We start from the raw sequence: 26,637 nt of genomic DNA, 5'->3' as shown, positions 1-26,637 counted from the left end.
CCACTACATCTTGCGGTGCCTGATCCACTCCGGACAACTACAGGACAAAATCAACGCACTCTAAAACCGGAAGGGCCTTTCCGGCCTAGGCCCCGCAAATGGTGCCTTTACTTTGGTTCCTTTGCCCTAGGACCCCGAGTCGCACCGCTCTAACCGGAAACTGGCCCGGTCTGGTGGCCGGCTTCATGCAGGCCCGAGAGTCAGAATGCGAGAAATCCCGGTTCACAGCGCGATGCTGGTGAACCGGGACTTCCCAGTGGCGGAGGATAGGGGATTTGAACCCCTGAGGGATGTGACTCCCGCACGCGTTCCAGGCGTGTGACATAGGCCGCTAGTCGAATCCTCCGCTGGAAAACATTACATGAGCCCCCTAATGAAGCAAAATCGCCAGGTCAGAGCGAAGAACTTGGGAATGAGAGGCGGTAGAGGGGGAAGCCAGGCTGGAAGTCAGAGTGGGAGCTGGGAGGCGAGGGTGCGGTTTGGCGTCGGCAAGCACGGCACGCTAGGCTAGAGCGCAGGATTCCGCGTGGCGTCCATCCTCTGAACTCCCCCAGGGCAGGAATGCAGCAAGGGTCAGGAGGCTCTGGCGGGTGCGCGGGGTCCCCTTTTTTTATGTGGCCTTGCACACGGGGGAAGCGTGCGGCAGTTACTATAGGTGCCATCTGTCCGCCACATGTCCCGGAAGGAAGAGGGATGTCGCTTTCCAATCTCGACGCATCCGAGCTCAAGGAGCTTGCTGCCGAAGTACGCAAGGATTACGAGGCTCTCAAGGCCGAGGGTCTCAACCTCGATTTGACCCGCGGTAAGCCGTCCAAGGCACAGCTGGACCTTTCCAACGATTTGCTGGTGCTGCCAGGTCGTGGCCACTACACCGACGCTGCTGGCAATGACCTGCGCAACTACGGCAACCAGAAGGGCATCAAGGAGCTGCGTGACCTCTGGGGTGAGCTCACCAATATGGATCCGGAACTGCTTGTTGCTGCGGATTCTTCCTCGCTCAACATCATGTATGACCTGATCCACCTGTCCTACACGTTTGGCAACAACAGCTCTGAGCAGCCGTGGAGCAAGGAAGAGACCATCAAGTGGATCTGCCCGACTCCGGGGTATGACCGCCATTTCACCATTACGGAGTCCTTTGGTTTTGAGCTTCTGTCGGTGCCGATGGAGGAGGACGGCCCGGATATTGACGCCGTTGAAGAGCTGGCGAAGGACCCACAGGTCAAGGGCATGTGGGTTGTTCCGATGTTCTCCAACCCAACGGGTGCTGTTATCTCCGAGGAAAAGACCCGCCGCCTCGCTGCGATGGAGACGGGTGCATCAGACTTCCGCATCGTGTGGGACAACGCCTACGCCGTGCACACTCTCACCGAGGACTTCCCAGAGGTTCTGCCGATTCTGGAGATTGCGGAGCAGGAAGGAAACCCGGACCGCTTCTGGGCCATGTCCTCTTCGTCGAAGATCACCTTCGCCGGTTCTGGCGTGAGCTTCTTCGGCTCCTCCGAGGACAACCTTGAGTGGTACCTCGAGCACGCAGGTATTCGCGGCATTGGCCCGAACAAGATCAACCAGCTGGCGCACTACGAGTACTTTGGCTCCGCCGAGGGCGTGCGTGCGGTGATGCGCCGTCACGCTGCACTGTTGGCACCGAAGTTTGAGTCCGTACTGCGCATCCTGGATAAGAACCTCACCCACCATGAGATCGCAGACTGGACCCACCCCAAGGGCGGCTACTTCATCTCCCTCAACGTGATGGAGGGCACCGCGACCCGCGTGTGGGAGCTGGCCCGTGACGCCGGCATTCTCCTGACCCAGGCAGGCTCCGCCTTCCCCTATGGTGAGGATGCCAAGGACCACAACATCCGCCTTGCCCCGTCCCTGCCGCCGCAGGAAGAGGTAGAGGCCGCGATGGATGGCGTGGCTACCTGTGTCCTGCTTGCTGCCGTGGAGAAGCTGGGGGCATAAGGCCATCAACGCTGACGAGACGGCCTATTGGCTCGATGACGTCATTCCGGTTGACCTCGAATTCAAAAACATTGAGGGACACCGTGTGGGCTTAGCCGTGCTTGACGACGATCAATCGCTCGCCGTCACCTGCGACTTCGCCGACGTGGATACGGGGTTGGCCCACGCGGAGCAGGGTATCGATGTGCGCTGTGAGCTTCTCGCAGTTGCTCGCATCGGCCAAGCGGAGGTGGCTGCCGCCGTGAGTGCCGCGTCCAGCCTCCTGACAAAAGCCGCCGGTGTGCTGCCGGCGCAGCCGGGCCTCCTGTTACCGAATCTCTTTGGTGAGAACGATGAGCGCTTCGCGCACCTGTCTGTGCGCCACGGCATGCTCATCGCTCCTTACCTGTGGGGCGGGCAGACCCCACAAGTCGCGGAGGACAAGCGCCTGACGTTGGTGTGTCAGCTGCTCATGCTGACTGATGCCGAATATGCCTTCGCGGTTGATGAAGGTGTACCGGCCCTGCAGCATGCAGTGGCGGAGCATGGCATCGATCTGTTGGACTGGAAGCGCTCAGAGAGCTGAATCATCGCCTCCACTCGTGGGTCTTCCATGCGTGATCCGCGTGTCCGGGCAAGGCGCTAGACTGACTAACCGTGGCTCTTTACCGGAAATATCGTCCAGCAACGTTCGCGGAAGTGGTAGGCCAAGAGCAGGTCACCACGCCGTTGTCCGCCGCCCTCGACGCGGGGCGCATTAACCATGCGTACCTCTTTTCCGGCCCGCGTGGCTGCGGAAAGACCTCGTCGGCGCGCATCATGGCCCGTTCACTCAACTGCGAGCAGGGCCCCACATCCACTCCGTGTGGCGTGTGCGATTCCTGTGTTTCCCTAGCCCCTGGCGGCCCCGGCAACCTGGACGTGACAGAGCTTGACGCGGCCTCCCACAATGGTGTGGAGGATATGCGTGAACTGCGCGATCGCGCCTACTATGCACCAGCCGAATCGCGCTATCGCATCTTCATCATCGATGAGGCGCACATGATTTCCGCCTCCGGCGCCAATGCCTTGCTGAAGGTGGTTGAGGAACCGCCGGAGCATGTTATCTTCATCTTCGCCACGACGGAGCCGGAAAAGATTATCGGCACCATCCGTTCGCGTACCCACCACTATCCTTTCCGCCTGCTGACTCCGCCGGCTATGAAGGGCCTGTTGGAACGTACCGTAGCTTCAGAAAATGTCCACGTGGATGACACCGTCTACCCTATGGTGATCCAGGCTGGTGGCGGTTCTCCGCGTGATACCTTGTCCATTTTGGATCAGCTCCTTGCGGGTGCGGGCCCCGATGGCCTGACCTACGACGTCGCACGTCCGCTACTCGGCGTGACGGACCTTGGCTTGCTCGATAACACCGTGGAAGCCTTGGCCAACCAGGACAAGGCCGGGTTGTTCAGGTTGGTCGATGATGTCATTGAAGCCGGCCACGAGCCGCGCCGCTTCGCCATTGACCTGCTCGATCGCCTGCGTGACCTCATGATCATCCAGGCCGTGCCTTCCGCCTTGGAGGAGGGGCTCGTGTCCGCGCCGACCGACCGCGGGGAGATCCTCACTGCCCAAGCGCAACGTTTCTCCGGCCCGCAGTTGGCCTACTTGGCAGAGACCGTTAATGAACGCGTGTCCTCACTGCGCGGAGCTACCTCTCCGCGCTTGCTTCTGGAGATTCTCTGTGCCCACCTCATCGTGGGCACAGCACCCGCCGCCGCTGCCGGTCAGGTTCCTGCAGCCACGCAACCAGCTTTGGGCGCATCCTCCGGTGCCCCCGCTACTGGTGGCCAGTCCGGAGCACAGGGCCAGGGCCCGGGCGCTGCAGCGACCCAGCGCCCGCAGTCTGCAGTATCTAGTGCCCAGGACCCCGCCGCCGCTGCTGCCGCCATCATTGCGCAGCGCCGCAGCCGCCAGGCAGCGAAGCAGAACGCTCAGCAGCAAGAACAGCAGCAGTCGCAGCAAGCTCCCGCACAGGAGCACCAAGCACACCAGGCACCAGCTCAATCCACCCCCGAAAGGCCACAGACTGAGCATCAGCCCGAGCAGCAACCGGCACAGCAGCCTGAGCGTGAGCCAGTGCAGCCTCAGCAGACGCCGTCTCAGCAGATGCAGCCGCAGCAGGCACAGCAACAGCAAGAGCAGCGGCAGGACACCGCACCGCAGGATCCAGCTAGTGGCATTCGCTCTCGCTGGTCTGACCTGCGTGCCACCATTGGCCACCGCAACAAGGTTGCGGAGATCATGCTTGCTGAAGCCCGCGTCCTGGGCGTGCGCGACGACACCCTCGTCCTTGGCCACACCACGGGTGCTTTGGCAGAGCGCATCAATTCCCCGGGTACCAACGAGGTCATCGTTTCGGTCCTCAAGGAGGAGCTCAACCGCGACCTCAAGGTGGAGTGCGTCATTGGTACTGATCCCAAGGCCCACGGCTTCACAGTGGAGAAACCTGCCCAGCGCACTCAGTGGAACCCCAACCAACCCCAGCGTGAGGCTTCGGAGCCTGAAGAGGAGGCAGAGAGTCCGGAGACGCCTAGCTCCACCGAAACGTCCGATTCTGGTCAAGCAGAAACGAGTGAACAGCCGGCCACAACTGACACGTGGGGCGCGCCGCGCCGCATCGGTGGACAGGAACCGTCGTCGTCCGACACGACGGAGCAACCCCAGCCGACACCGCAGCATCAGGAACCGACGCCTCGGCATCAAGAGCCGACATCGCAGCAACAAGAGGCGTCGCCGCAGCGACAGGAAACACCTCAGCGCGGTGCAACAGTGCCCCCAAAGAGGGAGGCTCGTGGCAGCCAATGGCGATCACGCATTGCTCAAGCGAGTCAGGTAGCAGCCCAACGCGATGAGGAGTTTGCCAAGGTTCCGCAGTTCGGAAACGGTGTTCCGCTGCCGCCGGAGCCAGGTCCGGATGAGGGTGAGTACGAGGCGCCACCGGAGGAGTATGCACCGCCGGCGGGAGTAGATGGGGCGTCGAATAGCGCAGGACACAGGCCTGAAACACCGCCGCAGCAAGCTCCGCAGCAGGCCCCTCAACCCCAGCCGGAGTACTCACGCGATGATGAGGAACGCGACATGATGGAGGCCGCGCAAAACGCCGGCGAGATGGACCATCGCAACGCCACGGAAGTTGCCATGGAGCTTCTCGCGCAAGAGCTAGGGGCGCGGCGACTATAGCGCGGCATCTGTACACTTGTCGCGTAGTGAAAATAACCGTGTGAAAGGACTTTTAGCATGACTGAGAACGATCCGATGCAGCAGGCCAACGACATGAACGACATCCTGGCGCAGGCTGCCCGTGTCCAGGCTGAACTGCAGAAGGCACAGGAAGAGATCCTGGCCGCCACCGTGGAAGGCACCGCTGGTAATGGCCTGGTGAAGGTCACCATGACCGGTGGCGCTGAGCTGCAGGACATCACCATTAATAAGTCCGTGGTGGACCCAGAGGACATTGAGACTCTGCAGGACCTCATCGTGGGTGCATTCAAGGAGGCCCACGCTGCTGCCGGCCGTCTGGCACAGGAGAAGATCGGCCCGCTGTCCCAGGGCATGGGCCAGTCCCAGCAGAACTACGATGGTCCGTCCATCCAGGATGTCTTCGGCGGCAACCAGTAAGTCGCGCGATACACTATAAGGCCGTTGTTGCTCTCCTTTGTGGGGAGAGCAAGGCGGCCTTTTGTGTACCCGTGCCCACGCTGGGCTAGGGATTATGAAGTAAGGGGAGCAACGCGTGTTTGAAGGACCACTGCAGGATCTCATCGATGAGTTCTCGCGCCTGCCCGGAATCGGGCCGAAATCAGCACAGCGCATCGCTTTCCACGTGCTGCATCAGGATCCGGAGGACATCGACCGGCTGCAGAAAGCCCTCGGCGCTGTGCGCGATGGCGTGACCTTCTGCCGAATCTGCTGCAATATTTCCCGCGAAGAAGTGTGCCGCATCTGTATCAACTCGCAGCGCGATGCTTCCACCATCTGTGTGGTGGAAGAGCCTAAGGACATTCAGGTTATTGAGCGCACTGGCGAGTATGAGGGCCGCTATCACGTGCTTGGCGGTGCGCTGGACCCGCTGGCGAATGTGGGGCCGAAGGACCTCAATATCTCGCAGTTGCTGCAGCGCCTCGGCGGCGTGCTGCCGGACCGCGAGCTTGCGGATTCCACTCCGGAAGAGCCGCTGTACGACGACACCCCGGAAATCACCGAGGTCATCCTCGCTACCGACCCGAACACTGAGGGCGAGGCCACTGCCGCTTATCTCGTTCGCCTTCTCCGGGATTTCCCCGGGCTGAAGATCACGCGATTGGCTTCAGGTATGCCGTTGGGAGGCGACCTCGAGTTCGTTGATGAGCTGACGCTCTCGCGCGCTTTGAGCGGTCGCCTAACGGTTTAGCGCTGCGAGCGCGGCGGCTCGGAGGCATTGAAGCGCTCGGTGCGCAGGCGCTCGATGGCGGGGATGTCGAGCGGTTCGAGCTCACTGAGGGCAACGCCCATGGCCTTGGCCAGCAAGAGATCTCCCAGCTGTGGATTGCGGGCGAGTACTGGGCCGTGCATGTAGGTGGCGATGACGCTGCCCTGAACGGCGCCCTCGGCGGCGCGCTGGGCAGTAGTATCAGTCAGGTCGTAGGTAGCAGCGGTATCAGCATTGCCGGTGCCGCGAGTCAGGGTGCCCAAAGGCTGGGCGGCCGGGCCCAAGATGGTCGCGCCCATGTGGTTCTCAAAACCGGTGAGTGGCTCGGTGAGCTCGGCGGTGATGCCCGCCTGAGTGGGCTCGGAGGCCACTTCGCCGATGGCGCGCTCGGACAGGGAGGCGGTGGTGGCGTCGAGAAGCCCCACGCCGTCCACGACGCGGCCAGATGCCCGGAAGGATTCGCCCAGCACCTGCAGACCTGCACAAATAGCCATGATTGGGCGGCCAGCAGCAGCCGCGCGGGTAAGCCCGCCGTCAGCAATGAGGTGCTCAGCTGCGAGGATCTGCGCGGTGTCCTCACCACCGCCCAGGGTGTAGATGTCGAGCGAATCCGGCACCGGCTCACCCAACTTGATGGGCACAATTTCTGCTTCGTAGCCGCGCATGCGGGCGCGCTGGCGCAATACGAGTGCGTTGCCATCATCGCCGTAGGTGCCCAGCACGTCCGGCAGGATGAGGCCTATCTGCAGGCTAGTCATTGGAGTGCTCCTTTACTGCGGCGGTGAGTGCCTTCTTGAGGTCGCGGAAGGCGGTGTAGTTGGCCAGCACCTCGATGTGGCCTTCGGGGCAGGACTGAATGGCGGTGAGGGGGTCGTCGATAAGCTCATGCGAAATGTCCGCATAGACCAGGCGCACCGCGAGGTCCGTCCCGCGCTCACCGGAGGCTTTGACCGGGATGTCCTCGAAGTCCTCAAAGCGCACGTCCCACAGCCAGGACATATCGATGCCGTCAGCCACGTGGCCATTGGTGGCGATGACCAGGCCATCGGCGTCGCGGTCCACCATGGACAGTGCCTCCTGCCAGCCGGCCGGGTTCTTGGCCAACAGCAGGCGAATCGTGCGCTTGCCCAGCGTGATGGTGGAGTAGCGCCCGGCCACATCATCCACGCCCTCAGCGGCGGCGATGGCCTTGTGGCGGTCGACGCCGAAGGCTTCTACCGCGGCGGCGACGGCTTGGGCGGCGTTGCCACGGTTGGCACGGCCGGGAAGGGAAAGACGCAGCTTATCGACGCCCTCCGGACTCACCAAGCCTTCCTCCGTGACGGCCCAGGTGGGGGTGGGGCGGCGGAACTCGCGGCCGTCGGCAAGCTGCTTGACCGCGTGCCAGTCCTCGCCATCACGCACAATGTGGCCACCGGTGCGCGGGCACGTCACGGACTCGCCCATCCAGCCAGCACCGGCGGAGACCCAAATGACGTTCTTCGCGTCATAGGCCACCGAGGTCATGAGGACGTCATCGCAGTTGGCGATGACGAGCATGTCCGGGTGGGCCTCCACCGCACCGCGCAGGGCGCGCTCAATCTTGTTGATTTCGCCCACGCGGTCCAGCTGGTCGCGGGAGAGGTTGAGCAAGACCAGCGCGGTGGGGTCGAGGTTATCGGCCACATGGGGGACATGCAGTTCGTCAACCTCAAGGACGAGGTGAGAGGCTTCCTTGCCCGCAAGTAGCGCGGAGATAATACCGGCGTCCATGTTGTCACCGCCGTCGTTGGTCGCCACGCTGTGCTCAGCGCGCACGGCCGCTGCCAACATGCGGGTAGTGGTGGATTTACCGTTCGTGCCAGTCACCAGGACGGCCGGGCGCTTCTTGGCCAGGTTCTGCATGATGGTGGGGTCGATGGCACCTGCGATGAGGCCGCCAATCATTCCGCCGGCGCCGCGGCCAGTGGCGCGCGAGGCGGTGGTGGCCAGCGAGGCGGCAGTCGTAGCCACCGCGGTACGCGCTGAGCTCAGCGCGTTTCGGAAGTTAAAATTCATGTTCCCCAGGGTAGTCGGGGAGGCTAGTTATCTGTGGTGCGGGAGCGGTTGTGTCCCGAGTTTTGCTGGTTCTGCTGGTGCTGGTTGCCGTTGCCGCGCCGACCGCGTCCACCGCGGCGCCGGCGCCGACGTCCATTGTTGTTACTGCCCTTGTTGGAGCCGCCCTTGGCGTTGTTCTTATTCGGGGACCCGTTGTTGCCGGAATCGTCCTGTGTGCTCTTGTGGTTCTGGCCCTGGTTGGCGTTGTTCTTTGAGCCTTGACCGTGGTGGGAGGATTTCCGGCGAGAGCGGCGGCGATTCTTGTTGTGGGAGGAACGGTTGCGGTTGTTCTGCCCGCCAGAGCCACCGCCATGGTTGCCGTGATTCCCACCGTTACCTGCGTTGGAGCCGCTGGTCTTGTCTGTTTCTTCTGGCTCCTGAGCGTCCTCAATGCGCTCAAGCGCAGCGAGGAAAGCAGTATCGGACATCAGTGGGATGTCCTTGCGGTGAGCGTGCATCGGCTTGCCCACGAGATCCGTGGTGATATTGCAGACCACCAGGGAGGTTTCCCGCGTGAGCTTTTCAGAGTAGTTGAGTTCCTCACGGGCAAGTGCCGCGATGATGGTGTCGGGGTCCTCGGTGATTTCTGGAGCAACCACGATTTCCATGCCGCGGATGAGCTCTTTGCCCGGAACGTACGGGCCGGGGTTGTGGTGCTGTCGGGGAGCCTCGGCGGCATCGACACGGACATGAGAGCGCTGCAGCCCGAAGCGGTCTGCGCGCAGGTCCTCTGGGGAGGCTGTGCTCAGCGCACCTTCACGCTGTGCGCGGTAGAGCTCTACGAGGAGGCGGGTGGCCTCACGGGAGGTGTCCTTTTCCGTGCGTTGGGCACGCTCGACGGTGGCCTTGGGGGAAGGTGCGTCGAGGCCCGTATCGCGGGCGACGGCGGCGAGGCGAATGTCGGTGCCCCACACGCCCTGGCGGCGGGCGGTGGCAAGCGTATCGATAATGCTGACCGGGGCCGGCACGTGGCCTACCTTGACGCGACGGCGACGTCCTTTGTTGTTGCGGTTCCGATTGCGTGCGCGGTTCTGGCGGGCAGCCGCGGTCATGGCGCGGCGAGCCTCTGCCACGATGAATCCCCAGGTGTAGGTGGTGTCGTGGACGATGAGTGTGCGGCCATCGATGAGCCTGTCCAGCGGCTTGAGCAAGGAGGAAAAGGCTTGGCCAGCCTTGATCTCCTCCGGGCTTAGGCCATGCAGGTGACGCGGGCCTGGGTCACCATCGGGGTTGATGACGGCGTGAAATTCTTGGCCGACGTCCCCTGAGTCATTCAGCGTTAGCGCATCGACGGTGAGCAAGCGGCCCGTCGAGGGATGAATGCCGGTGGTCTGGATGGTGAGCGCCACGTAAGGAAAAGCCGCGAGGGCTTCCTCGCGCGCGGTGTCCTTAGTGTGCTTGGGGCGTGGACCGGGTTTGGGAGCGCCTGTGCTTGGCGACGTCACAGCTGCTTCTGCCTCAGCGCTGTGTTGCGCTGTGGGCTCGGTGGGGCTGGGTGTCGTCGTCATTGTTCACAGTTTAGTACCCCGCCCCGAGGAACCAGGGAAGGGCACACTCTTAGCGATTGCGCAGCGCCGGTGCTGGCCCGTTTTCCCGCTCCATCTTCTTGAGCTGGCCCGGAGGGATGTGCGAGTTGTGCTTGTTCTCTTCTCGTTCGTCCCGTTCATCCCATTCATCTTGTTGTTCAGGGGACGCGGTGGGGTCGGTCGCTTCCGGTTCTGGGAGTGGCTCCACGCTTGGCTCTGCGCTCGGCGACGCGCTTGGTTCCACGCTCGGCTCGTCTTCTGCTGCGAGTTCGTCCTTTGGTTCGAGCTCGGCCTCTGGTTCAAGCTCTTCCTCGGAAGTCGCGGAAGGTTCCGTCTCTGTCACGGGAGCGGGGTCAGTAGGTTCTTGAGGTGCGGTGCTTTCCGTTTCCGACTCAGGGGTCGGTTCTTGCGGGATGTCGGTCGTGGTGCCTGGTAGTGGTTCCAATAGCTCAGGCGGAAGGAACGGCAGGAAGGGAACGATAATGAGGTCTTCAATCCGGGGCGAGCGCTCCTGGTCGGCTACTGCACGGTCGTAGTCCGTTGCGGAGCGATCCTGGCCAATAGGGGAGCTATCTTCGCCGACGGCTGCACGATCCTGTCCGATAGGGTCGGATGGGGTGGGTCGTGGTGTGCGCGGCTCGTAGCTGGGGTGCGGGTCCGGAAGATAGGTCGGACGTTCCGCCGGTGGCTTCGCAGGAGTGGGCTCAGCCTGGTGCTTAGTTCGCGGCGGCGTGACTGTGTTCTGCGTCGTTGGGGTGGCCATCGGAGTTGTGGGACGCGGTTTCGGCTTAACCTGGCGTGACGGTGTCGAGTCGCTAGCGGCAGTGCCGCGTTCCGCTGCTGGGCGCAGCGGTGAATATTCAGAATTCGACATCGAGCGGGTGCGGTTGCTGGGCGAAGGACGGTGCGTAGGCGCTGCGTTGGTGCGTCGTGGCTGCTTGGGAGACGCAGCGGCCTCGTGGTTTTTGTCGGCGCGGCCAGAAGTAGCAGTGCTCTCACTAGGGGCCGCGTCAGCCAGCGCTGCGGCGGGGCCAGCATCGCTAGAGCCGTCCAGAGCTTCCGGTTCGTCGTCAAACAGGGGAGAAGGCGCATCCCAGACGCGTCCTTGCTTCATGTCCTGGGTGACGTATTTTTCTTGCGACTCCGAGGCATCAGAAGCGTTGGTAGCTTCCGCTTCGTCGGCGTCCTGTGCGCCGGCCGCACGCGGGCTAATAAACGGGTCCTCGTAGGTCTCCAAGGCAGAGCCAGTGACGAGTTCATTGGAAGAGCTGAGTGACACTACTGAAGCGGCAAAATTCGCGGTGCCGCCAATGATGACTGCAACGCTGGCGGCGCAAGCGAGTTTCAATCCGGTGCTGGCACCAGCGACCTTGGCGCCAAATCCTGCTTTCGGTGGGGCACCATCAAGGGAGCTGAGTGAAATGGAAGCAGAATCCGAAGCCGCAGATGCGCCAATGAGCGGGGCGGGGGACGTTGCGCCGTGCGCTTCAGAGTGAACCAGAGCCGCGGCAGTACCAGCGGTGGTAGCTGCCGCGATGATGCCCGCGGTGCGCAAAGCGGGAATGCCCGTGGGGGTGCTGTGACCGGCGAAGATAGTGAGCGTTGGTGCTTCATCGTCCACCGAGTAGTACGCACGCGCCACGGCAACAAGACCTTCGTGGTTGACGGCGGTGACGGAGTCAGCCAGCCACTCGGCATTCTCACGAGGGAGCGTGGCGATGAGGGTGTTGTCCAGGGAGAGCTCAATATGGCGATGGACTAAAGCGCGCTTGTTGTCTACGCGCACGAGCAAGTGAGCCGAATGGTCCGGAAGGGCCTCGTGTGCGGTGTCGAAATCGGTGACATGCAGGGCAGTATCGCTCTCTAGCAATCCCCAGCGCTCAGCTGGAGGGATATTGCTGGGAACACACAAACCGGGTTCAGGGAGGAGAACTTCGAAGACAGGGGTCGTTTCGTCGTCGCTGTCCTGGCTAAGGGCCACCGTCGCCGTAACTTGGGGGCTAAAGCCTGAGCTCATTACCCAATCGAGCTCGCTATACTCTTTCGATTGCTCGGCGGAGATCATTCCCACCACAGTGTCTTCGTGGCGAACGCGGAAACCGGAGCTGGAGTGGCCACACAGAGTCACGGTGAGCTGCTGATTATCGTCTTCTTCATCCAGAAGGCTGAGAAAGAGGTCCGGGTCAACATTGTTGACGCTAAGGCGGCGAGGATCACCAAAGCCCTCGTGGGGGACCACATAGTTGGTGACCGTCATATTGTTCGCCTTTGTGGCTGGCTCAGGTCTATCACCGTGGCCGATGTAAGAGAGTACATCGGCGTGGTAGAGCGAACTGAGCTTTAGCCTGAGAGTTTCACTTTTAAGAATAGTAAAAAAGTTTGCAGCACCATCGTGCTATGTGCTTAGACTACAGTGCCCATTGTGCGGCTACAAGCTAGTGTGTCCAGCATAATGTTTCCCCCAGTAACCTAGCAAAAAACCTTGCATTGTTGACGGGTGTACATGCGTTTTTCTCGTTTGGGTGTATATACAATGCGCTTAGGTGCGGGGATTGCGAAGGTGGTAAGGGCAAAACGCCCGTTACGCAATCCGCGATATGTGGGGTAGTGTGACGGGCTTTGGGGGTGCTGGCTGAAATTGGTGTGTACTAGTTGCGGTTGTGGACGTGGGCTCAACCGTGCGCCTGGTTTAGGGTGAACTAGGCGGCGCGATTAATTGCTGAGGTGATTGCGTTGATGGAGGCACGGGTAGTGGAGCCGGCGATGCCAGCGCCCCATACCTGGGTGCCGTTGACTTCTGCGGCGATGTAGCAGGCGGCCTCAGCATCGTCGCCGGCAGTACGGGACTGCTGGGAGTAGTCAATGACTTCAAAGTCGATGCCAACGTTTTCCAGCGCATTGGCATAAGCGGCGATGGGGCCGTTGCCGCTACCGGAGACGACGTGCTTCTCACCGTTGTAGATAATCGAGGCAGTCACCTTGGCGTCTTCCGATTCCGTCGTTGAGTTATCAACGTGGAAGGATTCCAGTTCCAGCGGGGTAGTGCGGTCGAGGAACTCGGCGGCAAAGATATCCCACATGTTCTTGGAGTTGACCTCGCCACCCTCGGCGTCAGTGACGGCCTGGACAACGGAGGAGAACTCTGCCTGCATGGCGCGCGGCATGTTGATGCCGTGGTCGGTCTTCATGATGTAGGCAACGCCGCCCTTGCCGGATTGCGAGTTCACGCGGATAACGGCCTGGTAATCGCGGCCCACATCCTTCGGGTCGATGGGCAGGTATGGAACCTCCCAGGTGGTCTCACGCAGCTCTTCCCAGGACACGTCCGTGTTGTTCGCACCGGGGCGCACAACCTGGGCCAGGGCGTCCAGGCCCTTGTTGATGGCGTCCTGGTGGGAGCCGGAGAATGCCGTGAAGACCAACTCGCCGCCGTAGGGGTGACGCTCGGGGACGCGTAGCTGGTTGCAGTATTCCACCGTCTCACGAATCTTAGGCAGGTCGGAGAAATCGATCTGTGGATCTACGCCCTGGGTCAGCATGTTCAGGCCCAAAGTGATGAGGTCGACGTTGCCGGTGCGCTCACCATTGCCAAACAGGCAGCCCTCAATGCGGTCCGCACCGGCCATGTAGCCCAGCTCCGCAGCAGCGACACCTTCGCCACGGTCATTGTGTGGGTGCAGGGACATGATGATGGAATCACGCTTGGCAAAGTTGCGGTGCATCCACTCGATCTGGTCGGCGTAGACGTTCGGACTAATCATCTCCACCGTGGACGGCAGGTTGATGATCATGGGGTTGTCCGGGGTTGCCTCCATAATGTCGACGACCGCATTGCAGACTTCGACTGCAAAATCCAGCTCGGTGCCAGTAAAGGACTCTGGCGAATACTCCCACCGCCAATTGGTGTCCGGGTAATCCTGAGCAATGGACTTGATGAGCTCTGCAGCATCCGTTGCCAGCTTCTTGATGGCCGGGCGGTCCTTGCGGAAGACCACGCGTCGCTGCAGCTTCGACGTCGAGTTGTAGAAGTGAACTATGACGTTCTTGGCGCCCTCGCAGGCCTCAAAGGTTCGGCGGATGAGGTGCTCACGCGCCTGCACCAGGACCTGAATGGTGACGTCATCGGGGATCTTGTCGCCTTCGATGATTTCGCGCACAAAGTTGAAATCCGTCTGGGACGCGGAGGGGAAGCCCACCTCAATTTCCTTGTATCCCATTTTGACGAGCAGGTCGAACATGCGATGCTTGCGCTCGGGGCTCATCGGATCGATGAGGGCCTGGTTGCCATCGCGCAGATCCACCGCGCACCACTGTGGGGCGACGGTGATGGTTTTATCCGGCCAGGTGCGGTCGGGCAGTTGTACGGGTTCTACTTCCTGGGCAAAGTTCTGGTAGCGGTTGACCGGCATGGAAGATCTGCGCTGCTTATTCCATGCGGGCTGATTGTCATTGCGCGGGCCGTTTGGGGTGGTGATGTCACGCGGAGCGGAGATAAAAGAATCGTTGGGGGACATAAGGTGTTCTCTTCCTTGAAAGTGTGGCTGTGTGGTGGGGGACGGCCAGCTGCAGTGTCTGCATCACTACGCTCCGCGACGGGGCGCTGGCCGTGGAGTCACGAACCTAAATCCCGCCGCGGCTACTAAGGAGAAGGGTGTGCCGCAAAGTCATGTGAGCCACAATACAACGCTTCCCATTCTGTGGCAAGCAATTTCATATGCTGAGATACATGTGAGGGTGGCTAAGATGTCCCACGTGCTTTCAAAGAAAACCGAGTCGAAGTCTCCAGATACTGCCGACACCCCTGCGGGTGGTGCCGCGCTAAACGACGCCTCCCCACAGCCCCTCGGCACGTTCATTGTGCGCGCCGTTGCCATCGCCGTTATAGGGGCAGCGGTGCGCATTGGGATGCTGAGTCTTTTGAGCTCGGTGAACGACCGTGAGCTGTGGGACCAACTCTTGGCGTGGGATGCCAAGTATTACCTCGAGATTGCACGCGTTGGCTATTTTGACGCCGATATCAGCGCGGACGGCCCAGTGTATGAAAAGACGATGGCTTTCTTCCCCGGCTTTCCCATGCTCTTGCGCGTGGTGGGCTGGACGGGGCTCAACTTGGGGCTTGCCGCACTGATTCTCAACACCGCACTCACTGCGGTAATGGCCGCTGGCGTTATGGTGCTTGCGCGCCGACTTGGTGCAGGCCACATCGGGCAGCTCGCCGCGGCGATTGTGGTGACGAGCGCACCGATGTCCATTGTGTTCGCTATGCCGTATACCGAGGCGCTTTTCGGTGCTCTCGTGGTCTGGGGGTTGGTGGCCCTAGATCAGCGCGCATGGTGGTGGGCTGGTGCTGCGGGCTTCGCGCTGTCGTTTACGCGCCTGACTGCGGTGGATTTCCTCGCGGTGTTTGGTCTGTGGGTGCTGATATATGGCCGGCGGGAGTGGCGGGCATGGCTGAGCCTTGGTGTTGCAGCACTTCCACTTCCGGGATATCTCCTATGGACGAAAGGTTACCTGGCAGATGTTGGGGGCTATTTCGGGATTCAGACGAAGCATTGGAACTCGACCTTTGATGGTGGCGCCGCCACCGTGACGTTCGTGTGGGACACCCTGACGAAGAACAACGATGTGGGCTACCTGTTGACCGTCTTGGTCATCCTCGGAGCTGTGGTGCTGCTTGTGGCGTCATGGGGCAAGGCTAACCCGGTGGCGTGGTGGTTTAGTGCAGCGCTCATGGCGAACGTGTTGCTCTCAGACGGAATTTTGCACTCCCGCCCGCGACTTCTTCTGCCGGCAGCGCTCCTGTTTGTGCCGTGGGTAATCCGTGCGTTCAAAAAGCTTCCTGCCCGCGTCGCCTGGTCTGGCATTGCAGTATGGGTGCTGTGGTCGGCGTGGTTCTCTGCCTACATGATCGTCGTCTTTGAATGGGCCATTTAGCGCGGCGCTTGGTCGGTGCGCTTCGTTGTACCCGTGTTCACTGGGAGGCGGGAAAGCACGATGGTGGAGACGATCATGATGACGAGTGATCCGCCCATAACGCTCCACCCCACTGCGGATTCCACCTGGAACTTCTCGCCCAACACCCAATAGCCCAAGCCAAAGGCCACGATTGGTTCCATGATGGTCATGGCCGGCAAGGAATGCGCCAAAGCGCCGGCGTGGAAGGAATATTGCTGGATCACCGTACCGCCGGCGGCGAGACCGATCAGCGCATAGAGCTCCCAACTCCCCAGCGCTGCCACGGGACCTTCGTTGCCAAAGATGTCCACCACGGCCTTCGCCACAAGTGCGACATAGCCATACAGAATGCCGCAGGCCGTGCCTAGCGCCAGAGCTGACTCTTCGGGGCGGTTGAAGGCAGCCACGAACAGTGCAGCTAGGGCTAGAGCGCCGACGGCGAAGGCGGGCCACCATTGGGACCACGTGGGCGTCGTCAATCCAGCAGTGGGGCGGCCGTACACAACCAGAATGCCCACAGCAATGGTTAATGCCACACACCACACAACCTCACGAGCGGGCATGCGGCGGCGTGAATACCAGGCCGCGAGTGGCAGCGTGAACATGAGGGAAAGGACAAGGATGGGCTGCACGATGAGCAACGCGCCGAAGTGAAGCGCGAGGAGCTGCAGGGCGTAGGCGACGACGGCAGCGGCCGTGCCGATCCACCAGAGAGGGGTTCGTAGTGCGGTGCGCATCACACTGGTGGAGCTGGCATCCAAAACGATACGGTGGCGTATGACTGTGCCCCAGGCAATGACCAGTGCCGAGGCCAGCGCAAAAGCAACGGCAACCACGTTAGAAAACATCGAGTCCACCCTACCTGGAATTAATGTGCGCCCAGTGTTTCGGTAGGGCCGGAAGAGCGGTAGTCTAAAAGCGTTGACTGCCGGCCTATAGGTATTGGGCGGTGAACAGGTATTGGCCCTCGCGAAAACGAAAGGTGGGACCGTCAGTGGCCCTAGTCGTACAGAAATACGGGGGATCCTCCCTCGAAAGCGCAGAGCGAATCCGCGCCGTCGCGGAGCGCATTGTGGCGACGAAAAAGCAGGGCCACGACGTCGTTGTCGTGTGCTCCGCCATGGGAGACACCACCGATGAGCTCCTTGACCTCGCCGCCCAAGTCAACCCCGTTCCGCCGCAGCGCGAAATGGACATGTTGCTGACTGCTGGTGAGCGTATCTCTAACGCGCTCGTTGCCATGGCGGTGGAGTCTCTCGGTGCGCAGGCTCAATCGTTCACCGGCTCCCAAGCCGGCGTGCTCACCACTGAGCGCCACGGTAATGCCCGGATCGTCGACGTCACCCCGGGCCGCCTTACGGAAGCGCTCGATAACGGCAAGATTTGTATTGTTGCTGGATTCCAGGGAGTCAATAAAGAATCCCGTGACGTCACCACCCTGGGCCGCGGTGGTTCGGACACCACTGCGGTCGCTCTGGCCGCGGCGCTCGGCGCCGACGTGTGCGAGATTTACTCGGACGTCGATGGTGTCTACACCGCTGACCCCCGCATCGTGCCTAATGCCCAGAAGCTAGAGAAGCTCTCCTTCGAGGAGATGCTGGAGCTGGCCGCAGTAGGCTCCAAGATTCTGGTTCTGCGCAGCGTCGAATACGCCCGCGCTTTTAACGTACCCCTGCGAGTTCGCTCGTCTTATTCAACCGACCCCGGCACGCTCATCGCCGGTTCAATGGAGGACATCCCCGTGGAAGAAGCAGTACTTACCGGCATCGCTACCGACCGCTCTGAGGCCAAGGTCACCGTCCTCGGCATCCCGGACCGCCCAGGGGAAGCTGCCAAGGTCTTCCGCGCTATTGCGGACGCGGAGATCAACATCGACATGGTTCTGCAAAACGTCTCCTCACTGGAGTCTGGTACTACCGACATCACCTTCACCTGCCCGCGCTCGGACGGCCCGAAGGCAATGGAGATCCTGGCCAATCTCAAGGAGGAGGGTCACTGGACTAACGTGCTTTACGACGACCAGGTGGGCAAGGTTTCCCTCGTCGGTGCCGGAATGAAGTCCCACCCAGGTGTCACCGCGGACTTTACCGAGGCGCTGCGTGACGCAGGCGTGAACATGGAACTCATCTCCACCTCTGAAATCCGTATCTCCGTGCTGACGCGCGAAGCAGACCTAGAGAAGGCCGCTGTGGCCCTGCACGAGAAGTTCCAGCTTGGCGGCGATGAAGTAGCCACCGTCTACGCTGGTACGGGACGCTAGCAAGGATTGCTGATAAGGATTAAGGAGTTAAGGTCATGACCACTGTTGCAGTAGTTGGCGCCACCGGACAGGTTGGCCGCGTGATGCGGTCCCTTCTGGAGGAGCGTAACTTCCCGGCTGACACGGTTCGCTTCTTCGCCTCTGCGCGCTCGGCAGGGCAGGAGCTCACCTTCCGTGAGGAGAAGGTCGTCGTGGAAGACTTGGCGGAGCAAACTGTAGAAAGCCTCGCCGGTATTGATATCGCGCTGTTCTCCGCGGGTGGTTCCACCTCCACGCAGTACGCACCGCTCTTCGCTGAGGCGGGTGCCACCGTGGTGGATAATTCTTCCGCGTGGCGCAAGGACCCGGACGTCCCCCTTATCGTCTCTGAGGTCAACCCGCAGGACAAGGACGCTGTGGTGAAGGGCATCATTGCGAACCCCAACTGCACCACGATGGCGATTATGCCGGTCACCAAGGCGCTTCACGACGTCTCCGGGCTCACCACCCTGCGCGTCGCCTCCTACCAGGCGGTATCTGGTTCCGGCCTGGCAGGTGTGGAAACGCTGGTGAAGCAGGTCGCCTCCATCGGTGATCGCAACGTGGAGCTGACGCACGATGGCTCCGTGCTTGAGGTTGAGCCGGACGAGCTCGGCCCCTACGTTGCCCCGATTGCCTACAACGCGGTGCCCCTGGCCGGCAACCTCGTGGACGATGGCACGGAGGAGACCGATGAGGAGCAGAAGCTGCGCAACGAGTCCCGCAAGATTCTGGGCCTGCCAGAGCTCAAGGTATCCGGTACCTGCGTGCGTATCCCGGTCTTCACTGGCCACACCATGGTGGTGCATGCGGAGTTTGAGCAGCCGATTACCCCGGAGCAGGCCCGCGAGGTGCTGTCCAACGCTGCAGGCGTCAAGGTCGTGGACGTTCCCACCCCACTCGCTGCAGCTGGTATCGACCTATCTCTGGTCGGCCGCATCCGCCAGGACCAGACCATCGCGGACAACAAGGGCCTCGTCTTTGTTGTCTCCGGCGATAACCTCCGCAAGGGCGCAGCCCTGAACACCATTCAGATTGCGGAGCTCTTGGTCTAAGGGCCGCATGTAGTAAAAGTCCGCCACCAGATAGCACTCTGGTGGCGGACTTTCGCTGGTTTTAAGGACCTTGGTCTTTAAGCCGGCCTTTAGTTCTTCGGAACCTCAGGCTTGGTGTGCTCCACGAAGGTCACGGACGGTTCCGGATCCTCGCGGTCATACTCAATCTCATCGTCAGCCTCAAGCTCCTCGTGAATCTCATCGGCGACGGTCTCGACGAACTCCTCGGTCTCCATGTTGGAGGCTGCAGCAAGCTTGCGTAGCTCGCGCTCGTTCTTCTTGGTGAAGTGCTCGCGCGGGTCTAGGCGGCGTTTGACCAAGGTGCGGGCGCGCACGCGGCGGTCAGACTCGGAGCTGATCTTGTCGCGCTGAGTAATCCAGGTGATGACCATGACGGCAATCATGAGCAGGCCAATCCAACCCAGAATCGGGTAGACGCTGGAGACCAACTGCTTGAAGCCCACGAAGGAGAGGACGAAACCGATGCCGCAGGCGCCAGCATAGACAGGGTAGAAGAGCTTCGGCTTCTTGCGGGTCAGGCGCTTGCCCATGGCGTAGAACATGCCGATGGCGGTATTGAAGACCATGCCGTAGATGATGAAGGTCATGAAGTAGCCGAGGATCGGGTTCACGTTGTTGATGAGCGTGAGAACCGGAAGGTCTTGACCGTTGACATCAGGTGCCACCATGTACAGCGAGACCACAAGAAGAGCCAGCAGAACCAAGTAAATGATGCCACCGAAGAAGCCGCCGATACCTACGGCGCGGTTATCCAAGATATTGCCGCCAATCACGATGGACATGGACACCGCACACATTACGTTGAGGCCGGTGTAGTTCAGCGCAGCGAGCCACCAGTTGTGGATGGGGGTTTCAACGTTGTCTACGGCGTAGGTATTGATCGAGGACCAGTCCACGTCCGTAGTGATGATGGTGTAACCGGTAGCCAGAACCACGAAGATAATGATGAAAGGCGTAATCGCGCCGATGACGGAGCTAACCTTGTCCACGTCGAGGAGGCCCACCAACAGGACGAGCACGAGCATAATCGCGCCGCCTACCCACACGGGAACACCGTCAAACTGCTGGTTAATGGTGGAGCCGCCGCCGGCGAACATGACGAAGCCGATGGAGAACAGTGTTGCTAGGGTGCCGTAGTCCAGCACGCGGGAAATGATGGGGCCACTAATCTTGTCGTAGACGGCAGTGTGCTCATCAGCCTGAAAGTAGGAACCCAGCTGCAGGATCGAAATACCTGTGATCAGCATGAGGGCTGCAGCAAGCACAACGCCCCACAGGCCCCAGTTGCCAAAGGCTACAAAGTACTGCATCGCTTCCTGGCCCGATGCAAAGCCGGCGCCGACGACGACGCCGATAAAGGCCATGGAAATGGCCACTGCGCGTTTCCACATTTGGTTTAGAGGTCTCTCAATCCCACACGCGCCGGGGGGTCGTCACAGAACTAAGTGTGGTGCGGGCGGTCGGAAGCCGCGCGGCCCGGTTCGACTATCGATTTGTCACGTGTGCCTCGTGAAACATTAGGCGTGGTCGACAGGTATTTGCCAGCTGAAACGGTGTTCGTATCGTGTGATGTGTGTGACAGCCCTGGCAAGTTAGCGGTGTCTGTGCAGGTGCCTACACTAAGCGCCGCAGATTATAACGGGTCAGTAACGATTATCCACGATGATCGATAAGGTCTTTTCGGGCGCGGGCAACCCGAGAGCGAATGGTGCCTACGCGCACGCCTGCGATTTTGGCAGCCTCTTCATAGGTATAGCCCAGCACTTGGGTGAGGATGAGGGCTTCGCGGCGGTCCTCCGGGAGGGCGTCGATAAGCGATCGTGCGTCGATCCACTCGCTCCACGTGCCTGAGTTCTCCGGGGTGGCTGCGAGCGCAGCGGCATCCTCGTATTCGGTAGCAGACTTGCGGGGCCGAGCCATGTCGTGGCGGATATTATCTACCCACACGCGGCGCGCGAGGGAGAGGAGCCATGTGCGCGCGGAGGAGCGCGCAGCAAAGCGAGGGAGCGCGCCGATGACGCGTAGGTAAGTCTCCTGGGTCAGGTCATCTGCAATATCGGCCCCGCCGAGGTGGGCGAGCAGACGCCAGACGTCATCCTGGGTGGATTTGATGAACTCCGTTAGGGCTGCGCGGTCGCCACGTCCCGCCTTGAGGGCGAGGTCGGTAACGCGCGCATCATCGCGCTCGGAGTGGACTTTCACCTCCCACAACTTACCAGTAGCGGTAGGCCACCTTATCTATCGCTGTGATCTCCTGCCGGAATTCTAAAAACTGTTGCGGAGGTCATTTTTCGGCGGTAGGCTATGAAACGTCCGAGATTGATAATAAACCTCAAATTATCAGCGAATCCAGGAGGCATTTTCCTTATGACTAACGCTTCGAACGAGTCCGCAGCAGACAAGGTTCTGGATAAGGGCCAGCGCGCCCCGGGTGGCCCGAACACTACCCGCCCGTCCGGCCAGCCGGTTGCTACCGAGAACACCAGCATCACCGTGGGCCAGAACGGCCCGGTTGTGCTCAATGACATCCACCTTATTGAGAAGCTCGCACACTTCAACCGCGAGCGCGTGCCGGAGCGTACCCCGCACGCAAAGGGCCACGGCGCTTTCGGCGAGCTGCACGTCACCGAAGACGTATCCGCCTACACCAAGGCCAAGCTCTTCCAGAAGGGCACCGTGACCCCGATGATGGGCCGTTTCTCCACCGTTGCTGGTGAGCAGGGCTCCCCGGATACCTGGCGTGACGTCCACGGCTTTGCACTCCGCTTCTACACCGAAGAGGGCAACTACGACATCGTGGGCAACAACACCCCGGTGTTCTTTATCCGTGATGGCATTAAGTTCCCGGACTTCATCCACTCCCAGAAGCGTCTGGGCACCAACGGCCTGCGTGATGCCGATATGCAGTGGGACTTCTGGACCCGTAACCCGGAGACCACCCACCAGGTGACCTACCTCATGGGTGACCGCGGTACCCCGAAGACCACCCGCCACCAGAACGGTTACGGCTCCCACACCTTCCAGTGGGTCAACGAGCAGGGCGACGCCTTCTGGGTCAAGTACCACTTCAAGACCCGCCAGGGCGTGGAGAACTTCACCGACGCTGAGGCAGCTGAGATTGCCGGCCAGAACGCCGACTACCACCGTGAGGACCTCTACAACGCTATTGAAGAGGGCAACTACCCAGTATGGGACGTCAAGGTTCAGATCATGCCGGTAGCAGAGGCTGAGGGCTACCGCTTCAACCCGTTCGACCTCACCAAGACTTGGTCCAAGAAGGACTACCCGCTGGTGGATGTCGGCTACTTCGTCCTCAACCGCAACCCGCGCAACTTCTTCGCACAGATTGAGCAGGTTGCCCTGGATCCGTCCAACATCGTCCCGGGCATTGGCCTGTCCCCGGACAAGATGCTGCAGGCGCGTGTCTTCGCTTACTCCGACCAGCAGCGCTACCGCATCGGACCGAACTACAAGCAGTTGCCGGTAAACCAGCCGCTCAACCAGGTCAACACCTACGAGCACGAGGGGCCGATGCAGTACCTGTTCAACGCCCCGGAGGATCCGGTGTACTCCCCGAACCGCCACGCTAAGGGCGGCGGCTACCTGGATGGAGACGAGAACCTGCGCTTCAAGGAGCAGGAGACCACCACCGCACCGGATCTCTACGTCAACCCGGACCCGGCCGGCATCGACCTGGTCCGCGCTCCGTACATCCACCACGCAGAGGACAACGACACCGTCCAGGCCACCGACCTGTACGAGAATGTCTACGACGATGGCGCCAAGGAGCGCTTGGCGGACAACATCACCAACGCAATGGCTGGTGTGTCCCCGGAGACCGAGGAGCGCGTCTACGCCTACTGGGATGCCGTTTCCCCGCAGCTGGGCAAGCGCGTGCGTGAGCTTTTCGCGGAGAAGAAGTAATTAACGCATACGCGTTAATTACGTAACCTCAGTAGCCCCGCTAGTTACCCGCCAGCACGGTACTAGCGGGGCTTTTCCGCGCGCCTGACCGCTTGTGCCCAGCGTGGGCGATAGTTTCTATATCATGACCTCACGCCTTGCCACTTCTGCTGATGACGACCGCCCAGTGGGCACCCGCTCGCTGCTGATTGCCGCCCTCCTCCTTGTGCCGCTCATCATCGGCGCAATCGTTGCCACTGCATCCGAGTGGCAGCCGGCGCAGGCCTGGTCACAGGAGCAGGCCGGTGCGCCCAGTGACGGCACGATTGATCCCGCTGAGCTTTATGACGTCGCCCGTGCACTCAGCGAAGCTAACGCCCAGGCCGGGTTTCTGGCCAACGGCACGCAGCAGCTTGCAGACGGCACAGGGCAGCTCAAGGACGGTGCCGGTGAGCTCGGTGGCGGAGTGGACCAGCTGGCAGGCGGCTCGCAGGAGCTCTACGACGGTCTTGTGCAGCTCCAGTCTGGCACCGCGCAGTTGGGCAATGGTGCCACTGAGCTTGCCGACGGCGTCGGCGGCGCCGTCGATCAGATCGTCGGCCTCGGCGTAGTCCGCGGCCAGATCCTAGAGGCCATCGACGGCACTGTTAAGGACCTCGACGGCAACAACTCCGCTGAAGCGAAGGAGATCCGCTCCCAGCTCGGTGACCTCCGCACGCAGGTGGAGAACTTCCAGTTTGACCAGTCCGTCCAAGACCAGCTCATCCAGCTCAAGGATGGTTCGCGTGAGTTGTCCAATCAGCTCGCCGTAAACGGCTACGCCTATCACGATGGTGTGTACCAGGCAACGGAGGGGGCGAAGCAGCTCAATGCCGGAATTGGCGAGCTCAACGCCAAGGTCGATGAGGCCCTCAAAGGCGTTGACGAGCTGGTGGCCGGTGCTGAAAAGGTCGACGGCATGGCCCAACAGAATAGGAACAAGGTCCAGGGTGCTCAGCGCGCCCTGCCTACCGTTGCTGGCCCTGGTGAGGCACAGGATGGTCCTTCGCAGTTGCTGAGCCCCATCGTGGCGATGTTGCTGGCGGCCCTCTCGGTCCTTGGCGGTGGAGTGCTGGGCGCACTACTGACTCGTGTTGAGCGTCGCCTTCTCGCCCTCATCGCGGGCGGGGTAGTTATCGGCGTGGTGGTTGGCCTCCTGACTTCCTTGCTGGCCACCGGTGTGACCGTTGCTGCTGTGGTGTGGGCGGCACTTGCGGCGCTGGGGGCTGGGGTGGCGTCGGCAAGCGCGGTGTATGCCCTCGTGCGCGGCCTAGGTCTTCCTGGCTGGGGCTTGGGAGTCCTGCTGGGGCTGGTCCAAGTGGGAATCGTGGGCTGGGCATGGAAAGCAGCCTCGACCGGCACGGACCTTAACACCGCGATGAGCGCGCTCGTGCACCTCTTTCCCATGCAGTGGGCAACCTCCGCCATCACTGTCGCGGGCAACGGGGGCAGCTCCCCGCAGCTTTTTGCCGCGATGGCGATTTTGGGGGTAATTATCGTCGTATCCGTCTGGGTTGTGGGGGCACCCGCTCGCCGTCGCAGCGAAGCAAAAGCCTAGCTCAGGGCCTCGCGTTATCGGCGCAGGCTGAGCGGGGCGCTGAGATACTACGATTTTGTTGATTTAGGTATCGCTGCGAGGGGAAATAGTGCTAGAGTTGGAATTGCTCACAAAGCCTACTTAGGGGGTAGGCAAACGGTTTCTCCAATCCGTTGTGAGTGATAGGGAATAGGGGCGACGCGGCTGCTGTAGGGGCACCGCGTCGTTTCCCGTTGTGGGGGTAAAATTGGCGGCACTGAATGCTGAAGAATTGGAGAATCACCGTGACTGACTCTCGCGATATCAAACCTTTTGCCGCCAGCCGTGGCCCCAAAGTAACGTCGGTCGACGCCATCGTCGGTGCGGCCATGGTGGGCGGTCTGCTGCTCGGGGGAATCGGCGCGGGTGCGAGCTTGGCGGCCTTCGATGCGCCTGAACGCTCCGACTACGTTATGCAGCCCGCGCAGCGTGAGGTGCAGGCTGACATCATGGACCCGGACGATGTGCTCACTCCGGAGGAGGAAGAGCGCATGCTTGGCGACGTCTCCCGCATCGCCGCCCCCCGACGTGGTCCAAGGGCTGCACTACATGGTCTTTGCTAAGAACAAAGAAAACGTCAACGACTCCGTGGAGGAGTACCTGCGTGATAATCACCCGGAGCTCATCGGCAAGGATAAGTTTGCTGATGGCCAGGTCTTCGTCGGCGTGGGCCTCGACCCGCGCCAGGCCTTCATCTTCGCGGGTGAGGACGTGGCCGGGCAGATGAAGCTGCGCAAAGGTGACGGCCATTTGGAGCGGTCCATCGAAGCCATTAAGCCGGGCGTGCGGGATGACAACATTCCTGCTGGTCTCTTTGCAGGTGCGGCGGCTGCTATCGACGTGGACCGTGCTGCGGATGCCCAGTACGAGAGTGCGAAGGATGGGCGCATTGGGGCGGCCTTTGGCCTCGGCGTGGCGGGCCTGGGCGTCGGTGGCGCGGGTATAGGCATCGTCGGCGGTACTCGTCGCAGCCGGCAGAAGAAGGCACAGCAGGCGCGTGAGGATTGGGATTTTGTGTCCCAGACCTATACCGACGTGGCACAGCGCCTTGAATCCATTGATATCCGCGCACACTCGCTGCAATCCGGCCTCGTGGATGAGCGTTTGCGTGAGGATTGGGAAGGGCTGCGCGATGACTTCCTAGCCCTTGACCGCACCGTCGGCTCCTTCATGTCCATGCCTGCGGATGCTCCCGACGAGCAGTTCCGCGAGCGCGCGGAGGAACTTGCTCATGCGCGTTTGCTGTGCGAGCGCGTTGATACGGCGGAGACCAACATTGAGAAATTGCACCGCATCGAAAACGCCGATGCTGATGCTCGCCGCTACGAGCTTTATGAGCTAGGCAAGGATTTGGCACAAGCGTCGTACGTTGCGTCCGATATTGATTCGCAGGCCGAGCAGCACGCCAAGGAGTTGGAAGACGCCGCCATGGTGCTGTCCAAGGAACCGAACCACCCGCAGTTTATGGAACGCTACCTCGATCTTCTTGACCGCACCGCGCTGCTGTCGGAGCATCTGCAAGCGCAGCTGCAGAAGCGCAACGAGGCCGACGAGCGTCCCGAACGCACGCACATTTACGATTCCAACTTCTTCGCCGGTGCCGGCTACCACGGCTACGTGCCGTTCTATACCGTGAGCACGTGGGACAGTGACGCTATCTCCGCGCGCGACTCTTCCTCCGGCAGCAGCGGCGGCGTCAACAGCGGGTTTAGCTCGGGCTTTTCCGGTTCGGGTGGTTCCTCTAGTTTCTAAAATCTCGTAGGTTTGTGTGTTGAATGCGCGCCGACTTTGATGATTGCTTCTGCTTCCGG

General features: G+C 61.2%; 20 protein-coding genes, 1 tRNA gene and 1 other RNA gene. 13 read left to right on the top strand and 9 right to left on the bottom strand.

The window, feature by feature from the left end; all coding sequences use genetic code 11:
- Positions 1 to 257: 257 nt before the first annotated feature.
- Positions 258 to 346, bottom strand: a tRNA-Ser gene (locus QP922_RS09940).
- Positions 347 to 513: 167 nt separating this feature from the next.
- Here QP922_RS09940 and ffs point away from each other — a divergent pair.
- From ffs to recR, 6 genes are all read left to right on the top strand, one after another.
- Positions 514 to 612: signal recognition particle sRNA small type (gene ffs / locus QP922_RS09935), an RNA gene on the top strand.
- 81 nt (positions 613 to 693) lie between these two features.
- Positions 694 to 1,965, top strand: coding sequence for an aspartate aminotransferase type Ic (locus QP922_RS09930; protein WP_070671446.1), 1,272 nt, complete (start codon positions 694 to 696; stop codon positions 1,963 to 1,965).
- Positions 1,913 to 2,530, top strand: a complete 618-nt coding sequence (locus tag QP922_RS09925) for a hypothetical protein (RefSeq protein WP_284809269.1) — start codon at positions 1,913 to 1,915, stop codon at positions 2,528 to 2,530. The genes QP922_RS09930 and QP922_RS09925 overlap by 53 nt, the downstream gene beginning before the upstream one ends.
- A gap of 71 nt (positions 2,531 to 2,601) precedes the next feature.
- Positions 2,602 to 5,169 carry a DNA polymerase III subunit gamma and tau gene (locus QP922_RS09920; RefSeq protein WP_284809268.1) on the top strand — a complete coding sequence of 856 codons (2,568 nt, stop codon included), beginning with the start codon at positions 2,602 to 2,604 and terminating at the stop codon, positions 5,167 to 5,169.
- Between the two features lie 57 nt (positions 5,170 to 5,226).
- On the top strand, positions 5,227 to 5,607 hold the full coding sequence (locus tag QP922_RS09915; protein WP_284809267.1) for a YbaB/EbfC family nucleoid-associated protein: 381 nt from the start codon (positions 5,227 to 5,229) through the stop codon (positions 5,605 to 5,607).
- Positions 5,608 to 5,722: 115 nt separating this feature from the next.
- Positions 5,723 to 6,379: a recombination mediator RecR gene (gene recR / locus QP922_RS09910; protein ID WP_039673215.1), complete on the top strand. Its 657-nt coding sequence runs from the start codon at positions 5,723 to 5,725 to the stop codon at positions 6,377 to 6,379.
- On the opposite strand, the gene QP922_RS09905 is transcribed toward recR, so the two are convergent.
- The 5 genes from QP922_RS09905 to leuA form a co-directional block, all read right to left on the bottom strand.
- On the bottom strand, positions 6,376 to 7,155 hold the full coding sequence (locus QP922_RS09905) for a type 1 glutamine amidotransferase (RefSeq protein ID WP_284809264.1): 780 nt from the start codon (positions 7,153 to 7,155) through the stop codon (positions 6,376 to 6,378). The genes recR and QP922_RS09905 overlap by 4 nt on opposite strands.
- Complete coding sequence (locus QP922_RS09900; RefSeq protein WP_284809263.1) at positions 7,148 to 8,434, bottom strand: Mur ligase family protein; 1,287 nt, start codon at positions 8,432 to 8,434, stop codon at positions 7,148 to 7,150. The genes QP922_RS09905 and QP922_RS09900 overlap by 8 nt, the downstream gene beginning before the upstream one ends.
- A gap of 23 nt (positions 8,435 to 8,457) precedes the next feature.
- Positions 8,458 to 9,981 carry a DNA polymerase III subunit epsilon gene (locus QP922_RS09895; RefSeq protein WP_284809262.1) on the bottom strand — a complete coding sequence of 508 codons (1,524 nt, stop codon included), beginning with the start codon at positions 9,979 to 9,981 and terminating at the stop codon, positions 8,458 to 8,460.
- Between the two features lie 49 nt (positions 9,982 to 10,030).
- Positions 10,031 to 12,256, bottom strand: coding sequence for a hypothetical protein (locus tag QP922_RS09890; RefSeq protein ID WP_284809260.1), 2,226 nt, complete (start codon positions 12,254 to 12,256; stop codon positions 10,031 to 10,033).
- Positions 12,257 to 12,698: 442 nt separating this feature from the next.
- Entirely contained in the window at positions 12,699 to 14,513 is a 1,815-nt protein-coding gene (gene leuA, locus QP922_RS09885) for a 2-isopropylmalate synthase (protein WP_284809259.1), read from the bottom strand.
- 229 nt (positions 14,514 to 14,742) lie between these two features.
- Between leuA and QP922_RS09880 the strand changes: the two genes are divergently transcribed.
- A complete protein-coding gene (locus QP922_RS09880) occupies positions 14,743 to 15,933 on the top strand; it encodes a mannosyltransferase family protein (protein ID WP_502869603.1) in 1,191 nt (396 codons plus the stop codon).
- Here QP922_RS09880 and QP922_RS09875 read toward each other — a convergent pair.
- Positions 15,930 to 16,802, bottom strand: a complete 873-nt coding sequence (locus tag QP922_RS09875; RefSeq protein ID WP_284809257.1) for a DMT family transporter — start codon at positions 16,800 to 16,802, stop codon at positions 15,930 to 15,932. The two genes, QP922_RS09880 and QP922_RS09875, sit on opposite strands and share 4 nt — an antisense overlap.
- 146 nt (positions 16,803 to 16,948) lie before the next feature.
- Here QP922_RS09875 and QP922_RS09870 point away from each other — a divergent pair, with 146 nt between their 5' ends.
- Both QP922_RS09870 and QP922_RS09865 read left to right on the top strand, forming a co-directional pair.
- Positions 16,949 to 18,214: an aspartate kinase gene (locus QP922_RS09870; RefSeq protein ID WP_284809255.1), complete on the top strand. Its 1,266-nt coding sequence runs from the start codon at positions 16,949 to 16,951 to the stop codon at positions 18,212 to 18,214.
- A 35-nt stretch (positions 18,215 to 18,249) separates the two neighbouring features.
- A complete protein-coding gene (locus QP922_RS09865; RefSeq protein WP_284809254.1) occupies positions 18,250 to 19,287 on the top strand; it encodes an aspartate-semialdehyde dehydrogenase in 1,038 nt (345 codons plus the stop codon).
- An 89-nt stretch (positions 19,288 to 19,376) separates the two neighbouring features.
- Here the strand turns inward: QP922_RS09865 and QP922_RS09860 are convergent, their stop codons facing one another.
- On the bottom strand, positions 19,377 to 20,699 hold the full coding sequence (locus QP922_RS09860; protein WP_284809252.1) for a YkvI family membrane protein: 1,323 nt from the start codon (positions 20,697 to 20,699) through the stop codon (positions 19,377 to 19,379).
- A 262-nt stretch (positions 20,700 to 20,961) separates the two neighbouring features.
- A complete protein-coding gene (locus tag QP922_RS09855) occupies positions 20,962 to 21,510 on the bottom strand; it encodes an RNA polymerase sigma factor (RefSeq protein WP_284809251.1) in 549 nt (182 codons plus the stop codon).
- Positions 21,511 to 21,675: 165 nt separating this feature from the next.
- Here QP922_RS09855 and QP922_RS09850 point away from each other — a divergent pair, with 165 nt between their 5' ends.
- The 4 genes from QP922_RS09850 (at position 21,676) to QP922_RS09835 (ending at position 26,578) form a co-directional block, all read left to right on the top strand.
- Positions 21,676 to 23,232 (top strand): catalase, encoded by a 1,557-nt coding sequence (locus QP922_RS09850; protein WP_284809249.1) that lies wholly within the window; start codon positions 21,676 to 21,678, stop codon positions 23,230 to 23,232.
- A 124-nt stretch (positions 23,233 to 23,356) separates the two neighbouring features.
- A complete protein-coding gene (locus tag QP922_RS09845; protein WP_284809248.1) occupies positions 23,357 to 24,808 on the top strand; it encodes a hypothetical protein in 1,452 nt (483 codons plus the stop codon).
- Positions 24,809 to 25,071: 263 nt separating this feature from the next.
- Positions 25,072 to 25,389: a hypothetical protein gene (locus QP922_RS09840; RefSeq protein ID WP_284809246.1), complete on the top strand. Its 318-nt coding sequence runs from the start codon at positions 25,072 to 25,074 to the stop codon at positions 25,387 to 25,389.
- Positions 25,376 to 26,578, top strand: coding sequence for a hypothetical protein (locus QP922_RS09835; protein WP_284809244.1), 1,203 nt, complete (start codon positions 25,376 to 25,378; stop codon positions 26,576 to 26,578). The genes QP922_RS09840 and QP922_RS09835 overlap by 14 nt, the downstream gene beginning before the upstream one ends.
- Positions 26,579 to 26,637 lie beyond the last annotated feature (59 nt).

The sequence above is a fragment of the Corynebacterium sp. MSK218 genome (assembly GCF_030232655.1).
Taxonomy (GTDB): domain Bacteria; phylum Actinomycetota; class Actinomycetes; order Mycobacteriales; family Mycobacteriaceae; genus Corynebacterium.
The sequence above is the reverse complement of the archived record's forward strand: the minus strand, read 5'-3'. Positions and strand labels throughout refer to the sequence as shown.

Coding starts and splice junctions, on each gene's coding strand:
- QP922_RS09930 (WP_070671446.1), top strand. CDS start 694: ATGTCGCTTTCCAATCTCGACGCATCCGAGCTCAAGGAGCTTGCTGCC.
- QP922_RS09925 (WP_284809269.1), top strand. CDS start 1,913: ATGGCGTGGCTACCTGTGTCCTGCTTGCTGCCGTGGAGAAGCTGGGGG.
- QP922_RS09915 (WP_284809267.1), top strand. CDS start 5,227: ATGACTGAGAACGATCCGATGCAGCAGGCCAACGACATGAACGACATC.
- QP922_RS09905 (WP_284809264.1), bottom strand. CDS start 7,155: ATGACTAGCCTGCAGATAGGCCTCATCCTGCCGGACGTGCTGGGCACC.
- QP922_RS09900 (WP_284809263.1), bottom strand. CDS start 8,434: ATGAATTTTAACTTCCGAAACGCGCTGAGCTCAGCGCGTACCGCGGTG.
- QP922_RS09895 (WP_284809262.1), bottom strand. CDS start 9,981: ATGACGACGACACCCAGCCCCACCGAGCCCACAGCGCAACACAGCGCT.
- QP922_RS09890 (WP_284809260.1), bottom strand. CDS start 12,256: ATGACGGTCACCAACTATGTGGTCCCCCACGAGGGCTTTGGTGATCCT.
- leuA (WP_284809259.1), bottom strand. CDS start 14,513: ATGTCCCCCAACGATTCTTTTATCTCCGCTCCGCGTGACATCACCACC.
- QP922_RS09880 (WP_502869603.1), top strand. CDS start 14,743: ATGTCCCACGTGCTTTCAAAGAAAACCGAGTCGAAGTCTCCAGATACT.
- QP922_RS09875 (WP_284809257.1), bottom strand. CDS start 16,802: ATGTTTTCTAACGTGGTTGCCGTTGCTTTTGCGCTGGCCTCGGCACTG.
- QP922_RS09865 (WP_284809254.1), top strand. CDS start 18,250: ATGACCACTGTTGCAGTAGTTGGCGCCACCGGACAGGTTGGCCGCGTG.
- QP922_RS09860 (WP_284809252.1), bottom strand. CDS start 20,699: ATGTGGAAACGCGCAGTGGCCATTTCCATGGCCTTTATCGGCGTCGTC.
- QP922_RS09850 (WP_284809249.1), top strand. CDS start 21,676: ATGACTAACGCTTCGAACGAGTCCGCAGCAGACAAGGTTCTGGATAAG.
- QP922_RS09845 (WP_284809248.1), top strand. CDS start 23,357: ATGACCTCACGCCTTGCCACTTCTGCTGATGACGACCGCCCAGTGGGC.
- QP922_RS09835 (WP_284809244.1), top strand. CDS start 25,376: ATGGTCTTTGCTAAGAACAAAGAAAACGTCAACGACTCCGTGGAGGAG.